Source organism: Xylophilus rhododendri, from assembly GCF_009906855.1.
GTDB classification, from domain to species: Bacteria; Pseudomonadota; Gammaproteobacteria; order Burkholderiales; family Burkholderiaceae_C; genus Xylophilus; species Xylophilus rhododendri.
This window is the reverse complement of sequence record NZ_CP047650.1, coordinates 4,115,316-4,129,446: the sequence shown is the minus strand read 5'-3', so window position 1 is coordinate 4,129,446 and position 14,131 is coordinate 4,115,316. Positions and strand designations below refer to the sequence as shown.

Below are 14,131 nucleotides of genomic sequence, written 5' to 3'. Positions count from 1 at the left end.
AGAGACCCCTCCGAATGGCAAACCCCATCCTCAAACAAAGGCTGCAGTCCGGCGAATTCCTCGTCATCCCCGGTGTGCAGGACATGATCGCCACGGTGATGACGAAGAAGGTCGGCTTCGACATCGTCTACGGCACCGGCTACTGGCTCACCGCATCGAGCCTCGGCCTGCCCGACGCCGGCATCGCCACCTATACCCAGATGGTGGACCGCATGCGCACCATCTGCGCCACCACCGACGCCGCCCTGATCGCCGACGGCGACACCGGCTATGGCGGCCTGCTGAACGTGCACCACACGGTGCGCGGCTACGAGGCGGCGGGTGTCACCGCCATCCAGCTCGAAGACCAGGAATTCCCCAAAAAATGCGGCCACACGCCCAACAAGCGCTGCGTGCCGATGGAGGACATGGTGGAGAAGATCAAGGTGGCCGCGGCGGCCCGCGAGGACAAGGAGAACTTCCTCATCATCGCCCGCACCGATGCCCGCGCCAGCCTGGGCGTGGACGAGGCCATGCGCCGGCTGGAGGCCTACGACAAGGCGGGCGCGGACATCCTCTTCTTCGAGGCGCCGCAGTCCGAGGAGGAGATGCGCATCGCCTGCGCGGGTTTCGACAAACCCATGCTGGCCAATATGGCCGATGGCGGCAAGACCCCCATCCTGCCGGCCAAGGTGCTCGAAGAGATCGGCTACGCCCTGGCCATCTATCCCTCCATGACCAGCCTGGTGGCGGCCGCCGCGATGGAGCGGGCGCTGCGGGTGCTGAAGGACCAGGGCCTGAGCCAGACGCCCGACATTCCCATGGCCGACTTCGGCGAGTTCTGCCGGCTGATCGGTTTCGAGGAGGTGTGGGATTTCGAGAAGCGCTGGGCGCGGACCACCTGAAGGACGACATGAACGACGGACAGCAAGAAGACATCCAGGCACTCACCCGCGGCCGACCGGTCGCCATCGTGGGCGCGGGGCTGGTGGGCGCCGGCTGGGCGGTGGTGTACGCCCGCGCCGGCTTGCAGGTGCAGGTGTTCGACGCCAATCCGGAGATCACGGCCCGGGTCCTCCCGCTGATCCAGGGCCAGCTCGAAGGCCTGCAGCGCCACGGCCTGCTGCGGGAGGCGCCGGCCGATGTGCTGGCCCGCATCCGCACGGTGGGGACCCTGGCCGAGGCCGTGCAGGGCGTCGCCTATGTGCAGGAGTCGGTGCTGGAACGCATCGACGTGAAGCGCCCGCTGATGCTGGAACTCGATGCCCTGCTCGGCCCCGATGTGGTGGTGGGCAGTTCCACCTCCGGCATCCCCGGCTCGGCCTTCGCGCTGGGCCTGTCGATCTCGCCGCGGGTGCTGATCGTGCATCCGGTCAACCCGCCCTACCTGGTGCCGGTGGTGGAGCTGGTGCCCTCGCCCGAGACCGCGCCCGCCACGGTCGCCTTCGCCGATGCCCTGATGCAGGCCGTCGGCCAGACGGTGGTGCATGTGAAAAAGGAGGTCGAGGGCTTCGTGCTCAACCGCCTGCAGGCCGTGCTGCTGCGCGAGGCCTGGGCGCTGGTGCAGGAGGGCGTGGCCAGCTGCGAGGACATCGACAAGACGGTGCGCGACGGCCTGGGCTGGCGCTGGTCCTTCATGGGGCCCTTCGAGACCATCGACCTGAACGCGCCGGGCGGTGTGGCCGACTATGCCGTGCGCCTGGGGCCGCTCTACCAGCGGGTGGCCGCCTCGCGCGAGCATGAAGCGCCCTGGGACGCGGCGCTGATCGGCGAGGTGGAATCGCAGCGGCGCCTGCTGCTGTCCGAAGCCGAACTGGAAGCGCGCCGCGCCTGGCGCGACGAAAGGCTCATGGCCCTGGCCGCGGCACGCCACGGCGGCTGAGCCGCGGCGCCTGGCCCGGGGCTTCAGCCGCCGCTTCAGCCGCCGCGCCTGCGCCGCTCCAGCGCGGCGATGACGGCTTCTTCCAGCATCTCCAGGTCCACCGGCTTGCCCAGGTGGGCATCGAAGCCGGCGGCGAAAGCGCGGGCGCGGTCCACATCCCGCGCCATGCCCGAGACGGCGATCAGCGGCAGATCGCGGCTGTCCTGTGCGCCGCGCAGCTGCTCGGCCAGCCAGTAGCCGTCGCGGTCGGGCATGCCGATGTCGGAGATCAGCGCATCCACCGGCGTGCCCTGCACGATCTCCAGCGCCTGCTGCGAACTGCCGGCGGTCAGCACCCGGGCGCCGCTGCCTTCGAGGATGGCGCCGAAGGCGCTCAGCAGTTCCGCATCGTCGTCCACCAGCAGCAGCCGCAGGCCTTGCAGGCGGCCGGCCGTCGTGGCCAGGCGCGCGGCCTGGCCGTCCGCCGCCAGCGGCAGCCAGACCTGGAAGCTGGCTCCCAGCCCCATGCCGCGGGATTGGGCCCGCACCTTGCCGCCGTGCAGCTCCGCCAGCTGCTTGACCAGCGCCAGGCCGATGCCCAAGCCGCCCGCGCGCCGGCTGGGGCCCACATCCACCTGGCGGAACATCTCGAAGACCTCGGCCAGGTGGCCAGGCTCCATGCCGATGCCGTCGTCCGTCACCGTCACCACGGCCATGCCGTCGGCGCTGTGCAGGCTCACCTCGATGGAGCCGCCCTGGGGCGTGAACTTGATGGCGTTGGTGAGCAGGTTCCAGACGATCTGCTCCACCCGCACCGCGTCGGCGTGGATGCGGGCCTGGGCCAGATCCATGCTCAGGCGCTGCGCCTTGGCCGCGACGTCCGGGCCCACGGCATCGACGATGTTGCGCACCAGCTCGGCCATGTCCAGCAGCGCCGTCGTGAGCGCCAGCTTGCCCATGTTCACCCGCGACAGTTCGAGCAGGTCGTTGATGATCTGCAGCTGGCTGGAGACCGCGTTCTGGATGGCGCCGGTGGCGCGCAGCGCACGGCCGTCGTTCTGGAAGGACGGCAGCCGGCCCAGCAGCTGGGCGTTCATCTGGATGACCGACAGCGGGTTCTTCAGCTCGTGCGACACCACGGCCAGGAACTCGTCCTTCATGGCGCCGGCTTCCTGCAGCCGGTTGCTGGTGGCCCGCTCGGCCAGCAGGGCGGCCTCGCGCTGCTGGTCGCGCATTTCCTCGGCGGTGAAATTGCGGGCGATCTTGGCGAAGCCCACCACCCCCTGCCCGTCGTCCAGCGGCGTGGTGATGCCGCTGCAGAAGACCTTCTCGCCGTCCTTGCGCACATGCCAGCGGTTGTCGTCGGCACGGCCGGATTCGCCGGCCCGGCGCAGTTCCTCGACCGCCTTGCCGGCCTCGCGGTCCTCCGGCAGGAAGATCAGCGCGAAGGACTGGCCGATGGCCTCCTCCGGCGCGTAGCCGAAGATCTTCTCCGCCCCCGGGCTCCAGCTGGCGATGATGCCGGCGCGGTCCAGGGTGATGATGGCGTAGTCGCGCATGCTCTCGGCCACCAGGCGCATGCGCTGCTCGGTCTGGCGCAGCTGCTCCTCGATGGCGCGGCGCGAGCTGATGTCGAAGAAGGCCAGCACCGCGCCCTCGATCCGGTCCTCGCTGGTGCGGTAGGGCACGGCGCGCGCCAGGAACCAGCGCTCGTCCTGGCTGCGCACCTCGCGCTCGATGCGCTTGAGGTCGCGCAGCACCTCGTTGACGTCGGCCGACAGCTCCGGATAGTGCAGCCGGTGGGTGATGTCCAGCAGCGGCCGGCCGGCATCGGAGGGCAGCAGGTTGAACAGGGTGGCGGCCTGCGGCGTGAAGCGCTTGAGCCGCATGTCCCGGTCCACGAACACGGTGCCGATCTCGGCCGAGTTCATCAGGTTCTGCAGGTCGTCGTTGAGCTTGGTGGTGTCTTCCATGCGCAGGGTCAGCTCGGTGTTGACGGTGGTCAGCTCCTCGTTGACGGCCTGCAGCTCCTCGCGGCTGGTCTCCAGCTCCTCGGTGGTGGAGCGCAGTTCCTCGTTGATGGTCTGCAGCTCCTCGTTGGAGGCGCGCAGCTCCTCGGTGGAGGCGCTGGATTCGCCCACCATGTTCTTCAGCCGCTCCTGGGTGCGCAGCAGTTCGTCCTCCAGCGAGGCGATCAGCGGATCGCGCTCGGGGATGCCCTCGGGCGGCAGGGCCATGCTCTCCTGGGCCTCGTCGAAGACCACCAGCATCAGGCCCTTGGGCACCTCCTCGGTGGCCGGCCGCACCGTCATGATGACGATGTGCGGCTGGCCGTTGACCATCAGCTGCACCCGCGGCGCCTCCACCGTCATGCCGGTCTCGGCGGCCCGGGCCAGGGCGGCGCGCAGTTCGGCGCGCAGCTCGGGCCGGGCCAGGGCCAGCAGCTTGTTGGTGGGCGCGCCCTCGGGCAGGCGCAGCAGGTGCGCGGCGCGCTGGCTGACATGCAGCACCGTGTCGTCGGAATCCACCAGCACCGTGGGCGGCGCGTAGTTGCGCAGGATGCGCTCGTGCAGCAGTTCCAGCGGCGCCTTGGAAAGCTCGGTGCTCGGGCCGCGGTAGGGGTGCACCGGCAGCTCCGGCAGCCGGCTCGGGATGGGCGGCAGCGCCCGCGCGCGCTGCGCCTTGATGTTGGCGCGGTAGAGCCGGTGGCCCTTGTCGATACCGTCGAACAGGGAGTCGGCCGCGTCGGCCGTCTCGGAGCTGCCCAGGAACAGCAGCCCGCGCGGCTTGAGCGCGAAATGGAAGCTGCGCAGGGCCTGCGTCTGCGCGAAGCGGTCCAGGTAGATCAGCACGTTGCGGCAGCAGATCAGGTCCATGCGGGTGAAGGGCGGATCGCTCAGCAGGTTGTGCGCCGAGAACACCACCATGTCGCGCGTCGCCTTGTTGATGCGCACGCCATTGCTCTCGGCCACGAAGAAGTCGCGCAGGCGCTCCGGGCTGACGTCGGCCGTGATGGACACCGGAAACAGGCCGGTGCGGGCGCTGGCGATGGCACGCTCGTCGATGTCCGAGGCGAACACCTGGATCGCCACCTTGTGGCCCAGCACCTCGCGCAGCACGATGGCCAGGGAGTAGGCCTCCTCCCCGGTCGCGCAGCCGGCCACCCAGGCACGGAAGGGCTCGTCCGGCCCGCGCTCGGCCAGGTAGCTCCTGAGGGTTTGTTCGAGGGCGCTGAAAGCGTCCGGGTCGCGAAAGAAATTGGTCACGCTGATCAACATGTCCTGCAGCAATGCGGCGGTTTCGCGCGGCTCCGAATCCAGCAGCCGGCGGTAGCTGGGCAGGTCGGGCACCGCATTGACCTGCATGCGCCGCTCCAGGCGGCGCAGGATGGTGCCGCGCTTGTAATGGGCGAATTCGTGGCCGGTGCGCTCGCGCAGGATGGCCTTGATGGACAGCAGCGCCTCCTCGGCCTGCAGCTCGGCCTCGCCGGTGGAGCGGGCCACCACCAGGTCCGAGGGCGGCGCGGGCAGCTCCATGCGCCGGGCGTTCTCCCACAGCAGCACGAGTTTGGTCGCCAGCTCCTCCACCGGCAGCACAAAATCGATCATGCCGGTCTGCATGGCGGCGCGCGGCATGCCGTCGAACTCGGCGTCGTCCGGGCTTTGCGCCAGCGCGATGCCGCCCAGCTCCTTCACCCGGCGCAGGCCCTGCGCGCCGTCGCAGCCGCTGCCCGACAGCACCACGCAGATGGAGCGCTCGCCGTGGGCATGCGCCAGGGTGCGGAAGAACAGGTCGATGGAACTGCGCCGCCCCTCGATCGAGGCGAAGGGCGCCACACGCAGCATGCCGTCCGTCATCATCAGCTTGAGAGCCGGCGAGATGACATACACCCGGTTCACCTCGATATGCGTATCGCCGGCGACGGTCAACACCGGCAGGCTGCTGGTGCGCTGCAGGATGGGCCCGAGCGAGCTGTCATGCTCGGGGCTCAGGTGCATCACGATGACGAAGGCCATGCCGGGTTCCGCCGGCAGCCTGCCCAGGAGTTTCTGCAGCGCGATCAGGCCGCCGGCCGAGGCGCCGATGCCCACCACCGGAAACGGCAGCGTGCTCTTGGCGACGGGAATTTCTTCGGGATCGGGGTCGAGGTGGGCCATGAGGCTTGCGGGCTGGTTGTGCCGGGGCGGCTCAGCATCCTGGGCGGCCGGCGGGCTTGGACGCGCGAGTGTATTGTGTCGCTGCGTCGCCGCCCCCCTCCCCCAGAGCCGCATGAACAGATACCTCCTTCGACTGCGCAGACTGCGGCAAACCCTGATGGCCGCGCCCGCCCTGGGCGTGCTGCTGCGCGCCCTGCAGAACTATGTGCGGCACCAGAGCGCCAACCAGGCCGGCAGCCTGGCCTTCTCCTCGGTGCTGGCCATGTTCCCGCTGCTGATCCTGGTGTCGGCCGCCGCGGGCTACATCGGCGATCCGGGCGAGGCCGCGTCGCTGGCCTACCGGGTGCTCGACTACGCGCCGCCGCTGGTGCGCGAGGCCCTCAAACCCGTCATCCGCCAGGTGCTGGAGCAGCGCAACCAGGCGCTGCTCACCATCGGCCTGCTGGTCACCCTGTGGACCGCCTCCTCCGGCATGCAGGCGGTGCGCTCGGCGCTGAACCGCTCCTACGGCGTGAAACGCGGCCTGCCCTTCTGGAAGGCTCGCCTCAAGGTCACGCTGTTCACCACCGTCGTCGGGCTGGGCGTGATCGCCACCTTCAGCTCGGTGATCGTGGCGCCCTATGTCTGGCGCCTGCTCGAAGCCAATATGGGCGTGGGCGAAGAAACCCCCTGGCTGCGCGACACGGTGCGCTACGGCGGCGCCTTCCTCACCCTGTCGGCGCTCTACGCCCTGATGTATGCCTGGCTGCCGGACGTGCACCAGCGCCTGCGCACCGTGATCCCCGGCGCCCTGATCGGCGCCGCGCTCTGGGTGGTGGCGGCCGCGACCCTGTCGTACACCCTGCGCTCGGCCGGCAAGCTGGCCATGGTGTACGGCAGCTTCGCGGGGGTGGTGGCCACGCTGGTCTTTCTGTATGCGAGCGCCTCGACGCTGATCTACGGCGCCGAGGTCAACGCGGTGCTGGGCGAGAAACCGGCGGCCGATGTGCCCGCCCAAGCGGCCACCGAGGCCTGAGGGCGAGCGACGGCCGGCGGGGCCGGATCGACGACACCGGCCTCTCGACTTTTCCTACATGGCGCGCAGGGCGCGGCGGCAATCGTGCGGGCATCCCAACCAAGGAAGCGCCATGAAAGCCCTGACCTACCACGGTTCCAAGGACGTCCGCGTCGAGACCGTTCCCGATTCGAAACTCGAAGCCGCCGACGACATCGTCCTGCGGGTGACCGCCACCGCCATCTGCGGCTCGGACCTGCACATCTACCGCGGCAAGATCCCCGAGATGAAGACCGGCGACATCCTGGGCCACGAATTCATGGGCATCGTGGAAGAGACCGGCCCCGAGGTCACCGCCGTCAAGCGCGGCGACCGGGTGGTGATCCCCTTCACCATCGCCTGCGGCGGCTGCTTCTTCTGCGGCCGCCAGCTCTTCGCCGCCTGCGAGACCACCAACCCGGGCCGCGGCGCCATCCTCAACAAGAAGAGCGTGCGCCCCGCCGCCGGCCTCTTCGGCTATTCGCACCTCTACGGCGGCTATGCCGGCGGCCAGGCCGAATACGTGCGGGTGCCCAAGGCCAACGTCGGCCCGCTGGTGATTCCCGCGGGCTTGGCCGACGAGCAGGTGCTGTTCCTCTCCGACATCCTGCCCACCGGCTACCAGGCGGCGGTCAACGGCGAGATCGGCCCGGGCTCCACCGTGGCCATCTTCGGCGCCGGCCCGGTCGGCCTGATGGCCGCCGCCAGCGCCCGCCTGCTGGGCGCCGAACGCATCTTCATGATCGACCACCATGCCTACCGCCTGGCCTTCGCGCAGCAGACCTACGGCGTGGAGCCGATCAACTTCGACGAGATCGACGACCCCGCCGAATACATGCTGGAGCGCACCGAGCACCGCGGCGTGGACTGCAGCATCGACGCGGTCGGCTTCGAGGCCAAGGGCAGCACCGTCGAGACGGTGATGACCGCCATCAAGCTCGAAAGCTCCGCCGGCACCGTGATCCGCCAGGCGATTGCCGCCACCCGGCGCGGCGGCATCATCAGCACCCCGGGCGTGTACGCCGGCTGGGTCAACGCCTTCCTGTTCGGCGATGCCTTCGACAAGGGCCTGACTTTCCGCATGGGCCAGACCCATGCGCAGAAACACATGCCCAAGCTGCTCGAGCACATCCAGAACGGGGAACTGCGGCCGGAGGTGATCGTCACCCACACCCTGGCGCTGGAGGACGCGGCCCGGGGCTACGAGATCTTCGCGAAGAAGGAAGAGGACTGCCGCAAGGTGATCCTCACGCCCGGCCGCTCATCGGCTGCCGGCGCGGGTGCTTCCCTGATCTGACGGCGAAGCAGAAGATGCGCCGCGCCCGCCCTCGGCCGGTGCGGTGCCGGTTTCATCGGCCGCGTCGTCGTGGCCGAGTTCGTCGTCCTCTTCCTTGGCATCGGCCATGGCTTCGGGCTCCAACTCCTCGGCCGAGCGGTTGAGGTAGACGAAGGCGCCCCAGGCGGCCAGCAGCAAGGCGGTGGCGCCCAGCAGGGCCGCCGCGTAGATCAGCTCCGAAGCGTCTTCATGCAGCGCCTTGAAGGTGGCCACCAGGCCCTCGACCGCCAGCGCCACCAGCAGCACCACGAAGAAGCGCGACAGGTAGCGCCGCACCCGCGTCGGCGCGCTGATGTCGGCCTCGCGGATGACTTCCTCCTCCACGATGGTCTCGGCTACCTGCAGCGCCACCACCGCCGCCGCGAGCAGGCCGAAGGCTTCGATGATGGTCTGCGCCGCGGCTTCGTTCCAGCCGCCGGATACCGCGCCCCAGCCCACATGCGCCGCGATGGCGACCAGCATGAGGGAGGCACAGGCGAAGAGCAGCGCCATCAGGCCATGCATGACGGAGAACAGGCGCATGAGGATTTTCACGTGGGGGACCTTTGGGTTGGGGCTATGCGCGGGTGCGCTGGTGCGAGCTTAAACGTGCGCTTGCCTGTGCCGGCTCGATCCGCTGGTCGTGCAAGCGCGACGCCAGCGCCACGGCACAAGCAAGTCAGCCAACTTACCCCGCACCGCCCTGCGTCCGGTTCCAGGTGGCCGCGCTCACATGCTCCAGCATCGCGACCAGCGGCGTGAGCCGGGCGTAGAACAGGTTCACGACTTCGGCCCGGCCGCCGGTGGTTTCGATGAGTGCGCTGGCAAGACCCTCCAGACCGAGCGCCTCGCCCCAGCACCAGGCCAGCAGGCTGTGCAGCGGAGCGTCGGGGTTGATCTGCAAGGGGGGTGGGGTGTCGGCGTCCCAGTTCTGGAAGAGGCGGGAGACGACGAGGGGTGATGCGCTGGAGAGTGTTGAACCTGAGGTTTTCATGCCTCACCCCCGTGCGTGCAGCTCGCTTAGGCCTGAGTAGGACAGCAATTCGGACATGGCTTGTACTCCTGTATGAGATCAAAACCACCACGCCGCGTTTTGAAGCACAGAGGGGTGGACGGGATGTTCAAAACATGGATACAGCCATGCGCCAGGCGTTGCCGCTCTGGCCATCCCGTCCGAAACCGAAGACGAACGCCAAAAGGCGATCGCCGAAATCAGACGTGACAAAGCCTCGCTGACGGGGAGGCTGCACCGCTGTAACCAAGGTGTTTTGAAGCACCGGGCGCCAAGATAGGGAGAGTCTCTTCCTCTGTCAAGGTATGGCGGACAGGACGTTCAAAACGAAAAAAGCCCAAGTGAACCGGTCACTTGGGCTTTATCTTTTTGGCGGAGAGGGTGGGATTCGAACCCACGGTAGTGTCGCCACTACGCCTGATTTCGAGTCAGGTACATTCGACCACTCTGCCACCTCTCCTGGTGTGTCGAGCCTCGGATTCTAGCAGGCAATCCGGGCGTTTCGCCGATCAGGACGAGAGTTTTTCCAGGCCGCCCAGGTAGGGCCGCAGCGCCTCGGGCACCGTCACCGAGCCGTCGGCGTTCTGGTAGTTCTCCAGCACCGCCACCAGCGTGCGGCCCACGGCCAGGCCGGAGCCGTTGAGGGTGTGCACCAACTCGTTGTTCTTGCCGCCCGCCACCTTGAAGCGCGCCTGCAGCCGGCGCGCCTGGAAGGCTTCGCAGTTCGATACCGAGCTGATCTCGCGGTAGGTGTTCTGCGCCGGCAGCCACACTTCCAGGTCGTAGGTCTTGGCGGCGCCGAAACCCATGTCGCCGGTGCACAGCGACATCACGCGGTAGGGCAGGCCCAGCTTCTGCAGCACGGCTTCGGCATGGCCGGTCATTTCTTCCAGCGCCTCGTAGCTGCGCTCGGGGCGCACGATCTGCACCATCTCCACCTTGTCGAACTGGTGCTGGCGGATCAGGCCGCGGATGTCGCGGCCGCCGCTGCCGGCTTCCGAGCGGAAGCAGGGGGTGTGGGCGGTGAGCTTGAGCGGCAGTTCGGACTCGGCCAGGACCTGGTCGCGCACGAAGTTGGTCAGCGGCACTTCGCTGGTGGGGATCAGGTAGAAGGCGGTGCCGTCGGGCGTGACCTCGGCTTCCTGGCCGCCCTTCTTGGCGGCGAAGAGGTCGCCTTCGAACTTGGGCAGCTGGCCGGTGCCGCGCAGGGAATCGGCGTTGACCAGGTAGGGCACGTAGCACTCGGTGTAGCCGTGCTGTTCGGTCTGGGTGTCCAGCATGAACTGGGCCAAAGCGCGGTGCAGGCGGGCCACGGGGCCCTTCATGACGGTGAAGCGGGCGCCGGCGAGTTTGGTGCCCATCTCGAAATCCAGGCCCAGGGGGGTGCCCAGGTCGACATGGTCGCGCACCGGGAAATCGAAGGCCTTGGGGGCCAGGCCGCTGGGGCTCCAGCGGCGCACTTCCACGTTGCCGGCCTCGCCCTCGCCCAGGGGCACGGAGGCATGGGGCAGGTTGGGCACGGCCAGCAGCAGGGCTTCGAGTTCGGGCTGCAGGGCCGACAGGCGGGCGGCCGAGGTTTCCAGCTCGGCCTTGAGCGAGCCGACTTCGGCCATCACCGCGTCGGCGTTCTCGCCCTTGGACTTGAGGTGGCCGATCTGCTTGGAGAGGCTGTTGCGCCGGGACTGGAGTTCCTCGGTGCGGGTCTGCAGGGTCTTGCGTTCGGCTTCGAGCGCGCGGAAGGCATCCACGTCGAGGAAGGACTGGGGGTTCTTGCGCGTGAGGAGGCGGGCAAGGACGGCGTCGAGGTCGCGACGCAGCAGGTTGATGTCGAGCATGGCGGCGATTGTAATTTTGCGCGGGGCCCGGCATCGGGCACTACCATGGCCGGTCCTCCTCTCCCCTGAAGAAAGCAGCACGATGTTCCATGTCTACGGTGTCGGCGGACGGCTCTACAGCGGCGGTGCGGAGAACCTGCCGGTGGTGCCGGTGCAGCGCATCGAGCGGCTGGCGAGCGTGCAGCAGTTCATGGTGGACGAGCGTCCGCCGGAGGAGCCGGAGTCCCTCGCCGCCACCCCTGCCCCGCCGCGCAGCACCCTGGCCAACGATGCCGTGGCGGCTTATGGCCAGGCGGCCAACCCCACGCTGGCGCCCAAGCGGCTGCCGCGGCTGACTTCGCAGGTGATGACGACCACGGTGGTGACGGTGCAGGCCGATGCCACGCTGGCCGAGGCGGCCGCCTGGATGCTGCGCGAGCATGTGGGCCAGGCGCCGGTGATCGACGAGCGCCAGCAGCTGGTCGGCCTGCTGACCCGGGCGCAGCTGCTGGCGGCCGGGGCCGACCTGGAGATGTCGGTGCGCGAGGTGATGGTGTCCCCGGTGCCCGCCGCCCTGCCCGATACCGAGGTGCACCTGATCGCCAAGGTGCTGCTGCAGGCCGATCTGCCGGGGCTGCCGGTGGTGGATGCGGAGGGCGGGCTCAGCGGCTTCATCTCGCGCGGCGATCTGCTGCGGGTGATGGCCGATGAGCCGGCGCTGGAGGTCTGGGCCTGATCAGGCGCCCGGCGCGCCGTCCATGCGCAGGCCCTTGGGCAGGGGGAATTTCACGGTCTCCTCGATGCCGTCCATGCGGCGCACGGCGACGGCGCCCAGGGACTTGAGGCGGTCTATCACCTCGCGCACCAGCACTTCGGGGCGGAGGCGCCGGCCGTCAGGCCCACCCGCTGCTTGCCTTCGAACCAGGCTTCCTGCAGCTCGCCGGCGTTGTCGATCATGTAGGCGGGCGTGCCCAGGCGCTCGGCCAGCTCGCGCAGGCGGTTGCTGTTGGAACTCGTCGGGCTGCCGACGACGATCATCACGTCGACCTGCGGGCTCATCACCTTGACGGCGTCCTGCCGGTTCTGGGTGGCGTAGCAGATGTCCTGCTGCTTGGGCTCGCGGATGCTGGGAAAACGCGCGCGCACGGCGGCGGTGATGCCGGCGGCGTCGTCCACGCTCAGCGTGGTCTGGGTGACGACGGCGAGCTTTTCGGTCTGCACAGGCTGCACACGGGCCACGTCGGCGATGTCTTCGACCAGGTGGATGCCGCTGTCGAGCTGGCCCATGGTGCCTTCGACTTCCGGATGGCCCTTGTGGCCGATCATGATGAATTCGAAGCCTTCCCTGGCGAGCTTGGCGACCTCGACATGCACCTTGGTGACCAGGGGGCAGGTGGCGTCGAAGATCGAGAAGCCGCGGGCGCGGGCCTCGTCCTGCACCGCGCGGCTGACGCCGTGGGCCGAGAAGACCAGGGTGGCGCCGGGCGGCACGTCGGCCAGGTCCTCGATGAAGATGGCGCCCTTTTCCTTGAGGTCGTTGACCACGAAGGTGTTGTGCACGATCTCGTGGCGCACATAGATGGGGGCGCCGAACTTGGCCAGCGCCCGCTCGACGATCTCGATCGCCCGGTCGACGCCGGCGCAGAAGCCGCGCGGCTCGGCCAGCAGGATTTCGTTGACGGAGGTCACGGCGGCGGCTCCGCTCACAGCACGCCGATCAGCTGGACTTCGAAGCTCACCGGCTGGCCGGCCAGCGGGTGGTTGAAGTCGAAGAGCACCGCGTCGGCGCCCAGCTCGCGCACCGTGCCGGCGTAGCGGCCCTGGCCGTCGGGCGTGGGGAACTGGACCACGTCGCCGAAGGCGTATTGCTCGTCCGGGTCGCCCAGTTCGGCCAGCAGCTTGCGGGCCACCCATTGCTGCATGTCGGGGTTGCGCTCGCCGAAGGCGGCGCCGGCGGGCAGCTCGAAGGTGGTGTGGGTGCCTTCGGGCAGGCCGATCAGCACCTCTTCCATGGCGGGCGCCAGTTCGCCGGAGCCGAGCGACAGGGTGGCCGGCTTGCCGCTGAAGGTATCGATGATCACGCCGGCCTTGCCGCTCAGGCGGTAGTGCAGGGTGAGGAAGGAGCCGGCTTCGACGACGGCGGGAGAGGCGGTGGGGGAGGACATGCGTGACCCTATAAACTGGCCCGTATTGTAGAAAACCGCCCTTCTCCCTTGTTTTTCCAGGCCGTGGCCGGTGGCTTGCCGGTCGGCCACGGGGCGGTTCCAGGGATTTGCGCATGACCGTCCAGTCGCTTCCGCTCGATGCCCGCCCCCGCGAAAAACTGCTGGCGCGCGGCGCCTCCGCCCTGTGCGACGTCGAACTGCTGGCGCTGCTGCTGCGCACCGGCCTGCCCGGGCGCGGTGTGCTGCAGATGGCGCAGGACCTGCTCGACCGCTTCGGCGGCATCGCCGGCCTGCTGCACACCACGGCCGATGAACTCAGGCAATTCAAGGGCCTGGGCGGCCCGGCCAAACGCGCCGAGCTGATCGCGGTGCTGGAGCTGGCGCGCCGCGCCCTGGCGCAGAAGCTGCGCGAGACGGAAGTATTCGCCGATCCGCGTGAAGTGCGCCATTACCTGCAGCTGCAGCTGGCGCAGCGGCGGCACGAGGTGTTCGCGGTGCTGTTCCTGGATGTGCGCTACCGGCTGCTGGCGATGGAGGAGATGTTCCAGGGCACGCTCACCCAGACCAGCGTCTACCCGCGCGAGGTGGTGCTGCGTGCGCTGCACCACAACGCCCACGGTGTGGTGCTGGCACATAACCATCCCAGCGGAAATGCCGAGCCTTCGCGCTCCGACCAGACACTCACCCAGACCTTGAAGGCCGCGCTGGCGCTGATCGACGTGCGGGTGCACGACCATGTGATCGTGGCGCCGGGGCAGACGGTGTCGATGGCGGAGATGGGGCTGGTCTGACGGC

At 68.8% G+C, this 14,131-nt stretch carries 10 protein-coding genes, 1 tRNA gene and 2 pseudogenes; 6 read left to right on the top strand and 7 right to left on the bottom strand.

The window, feature by feature from the left end; genetic code table 11:
• Positions 1-14: 14 nt before the first annotated feature.
• Positions 15-884, top strand: a complete 870-nt coding sequence (locus GT347_RS19050; protein WP_160553704.1) for an isocitrate lyase/PEP mutase family protein — start codon at positions 15-17, stop codon at positions 882-884.
• Between the two features lie 8 nt (positions 885-892).
• Positions 893-1,861 (top strand): 3-hydroxyacyl-CoA dehydrogenase, encoded by a 969-nt coding sequence (locus GT347_RS19045; protein WP_160553703.1) that lies wholly within the window; start codon positions 893-895, stop codon positions 1,859-1,861.
• Between the two features lie 35 nt (positions 1,862-1,896).
• On the opposite strand, the gene GT347_RS19040 is transcribed toward GT347_RS19045, so the two are convergent.
• Positions 1,897-5,997, bottom strand: a complete 4,101-nt coding sequence (locus GT347_RS19040) for a chemotaxis protein CheB (protein WP_160553702.1) — start codon at positions 5,995-5,997, stop codon at positions 1,897-1,899.
• Between the two features lie 112 nt (positions 5,998-6,109).
• On the opposite strand from GT347_RS19040, the gene GT347_RS19035 reads away from it, so the two are divergent.
• Together GT347_RS19035 and GT347_RS19030 are read left to right on the top strand one after the other, a co-directional pair.
• Positions 6,110-7,012 (top strand): YihY/virulence factor BrkB family protein, encoded by a 903-nt coding sequence (locus tag GT347_RS19035; protein ID WP_160553701.1) that lies wholly within the window; start codon positions 6,110-6,112, stop codon positions 7,010-7,012.
• A gap of 112 nt (positions 7,013-7,124) precedes the next feature.
• Positions 7,125-8,327 carry a zinc-dependent alcohol dehydrogenase gene (locus tag GT347_RS19030; RefSeq protein ID WP_160553700.1) on the top strand — a complete coding sequence of 401 codons (1,203 nt, stop codon included), beginning with the start codon at positions 7,125-7,127 and terminating at the stop codon, positions 8,325-8,327.
• Positions 8,328-8,402: 75 nt separating this feature from the next.
• Here GT347_RS19030 and GT347_RS19025 read toward each other — a convergent pair.
• The 4 genes and pseudogenes from GT347_RS19025 to serS form a co-directional block, all read right to left on the bottom strand.
• A pseudogene (locus GT347_RS19025) lies at positions 8,403-8,888 on the bottom strand (hypothetical protein); the annotation flags it as partial.
• A 145-nt stretch (positions 8,889-9,033) separates the two neighbouring features.
• The gene (locus GT347_RS19020) at positions 9,034-9,339 is read right to left on the bottom strand and encodes a hypothetical protein (protein ID WP_160553699.1); all 306 of its coding nucleotides are present in this window, start codon (positions 9,337-9,339) and stop codon (positions 9,034-9,036) included.
• A 388-nt stretch (positions 9,340-9,727) separates the two neighbouring features.
• A tRNA-Ser gene (locus tag GT347_RS19015) sits at positions 9,728-9,817 on the bottom strand.
• A gap of 49 nt (positions 9,818-9,866) precedes the next feature.
• A complete protein-coding gene (serS, locus tag GT347_RS19010; RefSeq protein WP_160553698.1) occupies positions 9,867-11,192 on the bottom strand; it encodes a serine--tRNA ligase in 1,326 nt (441 codons plus the stop codon).
• 82 nt (positions 11,193-11,274) lie between these two features.
• On the opposite strand from serS, the gene GT347_RS19005 reads away from it, so the two are divergent.
• A complete protein-coding gene (locus tag GT347_RS19005; RefSeq protein WP_160553697.1) occupies positions 11,275-11,907 on the top strand; it encodes a CBS domain-containing protein in 633 nt (210 codons plus the stop codon).
• Here GT347_RS19005 and ispH read toward each other — a convergent pair.
• Positions 11,908-12,860, bottom strand: a pseudogene (ispH, locus tag GT347_RS19000) (4-hydroxy-3-methylbut-2-enyl diphosphate reductase).
• Between the two features lie 14 nt (positions 12,861-12,874).
• Positions 12,875-13,336, bottom strand: coding sequence for an FKBP-type peptidyl-prolyl cis-trans isomerase (locus GT347_RS18995; RefSeq protein ID WP_160553696.1), 462 nt, complete (start codon positions 13,334-13,336; stop codon positions 12,875-12,877).
• Positions 13,337-13,449: 113 nt separating this feature from the next.
• Here GT347_RS18995 and radC point away from each other — a divergent pair, with 113 nt between their 5' ends.
• Positions 13,450-14,127: a RadC family protein gene (gene radC / locus GT347_RS18990; protein ID WP_160553695.1), complete on the top strand. Its 678-nt coding sequence runs from the start codon at positions 13,450-13,452 to the stop codon at positions 14,125-14,127.
• Positions 14,128-14,131 lie beyond the last annotated feature (4 nt).

Bases quoted from the DNA above. Each gene is read 5' to 3' on its own strand.
- GT347_RS19030 (WP_160553700.1), top strand. From the start codon at position 7,125: ATGAAAGCCCTGACCTACCACGGTTCCAAGGACGTCCGCGTCGAGACC.
- radC (WP_160553695.1), top strand. From the start codon at position 13,450: ATGACCGTCCAGTCGCTTCCGCTCGATGCCCGCCCCCGCGAAAAACTG.
- GT347_RS19045 (WP_160553703.1), top strand. From the start codon at position 893: ATGAACGACGGACAGCAAGAAGACATCCAGGCACTCACCCGCGGCCGA.
- GT347_RS19040 (WP_160553702.1), bottom strand. From the start codon at position 5,997: ATGGCCCACCTCGACCCCGATCCCGAAGAAATTCCCGTCGCCAAGAGC.
- GT347_RS19020 (WP_160553699.1), bottom strand. From the start codon at position 9,339: ATGAAAACCTCAGGTTCAACACTCTCCAGCGCATCACCCCTCGTCGTC.
- GT347_RS18995 (WP_160553696.1), bottom strand. From the start codon at position 13,336: ATGTCCTCCCCCACCGCCTCTCCCGCCGTCGTCGAAGCCGGCTCCTTC.
- GT347_RS19005 (WP_160553697.1), top strand. From the start codon at position 11,275: ATGTTCCATGTCTACGGTGTCGGCGGACGGCTCTACAGCGGCGGTGCG.
- serS (WP_160553698.1), bottom strand. From the start codon at position 11,192: ATGCTCGACATCAACCTGCTGCGTCGCGACCTCGACGCCGTCCTTGCC.
- GT347_RS19050 (WP_160553704.1), top strand. From the start codon at position 15: ATGGCAAACCCCATCCTCAAACAAAGGCTGCAGTCCGGCGAATTCCTC.
- GT347_RS19035 (WP_160553701.1), top strand. From the start codon at position 6,110: ATGAACAGATACCTCCTTCGACTGCGCAGACTGCGGCAAACCCTGATG.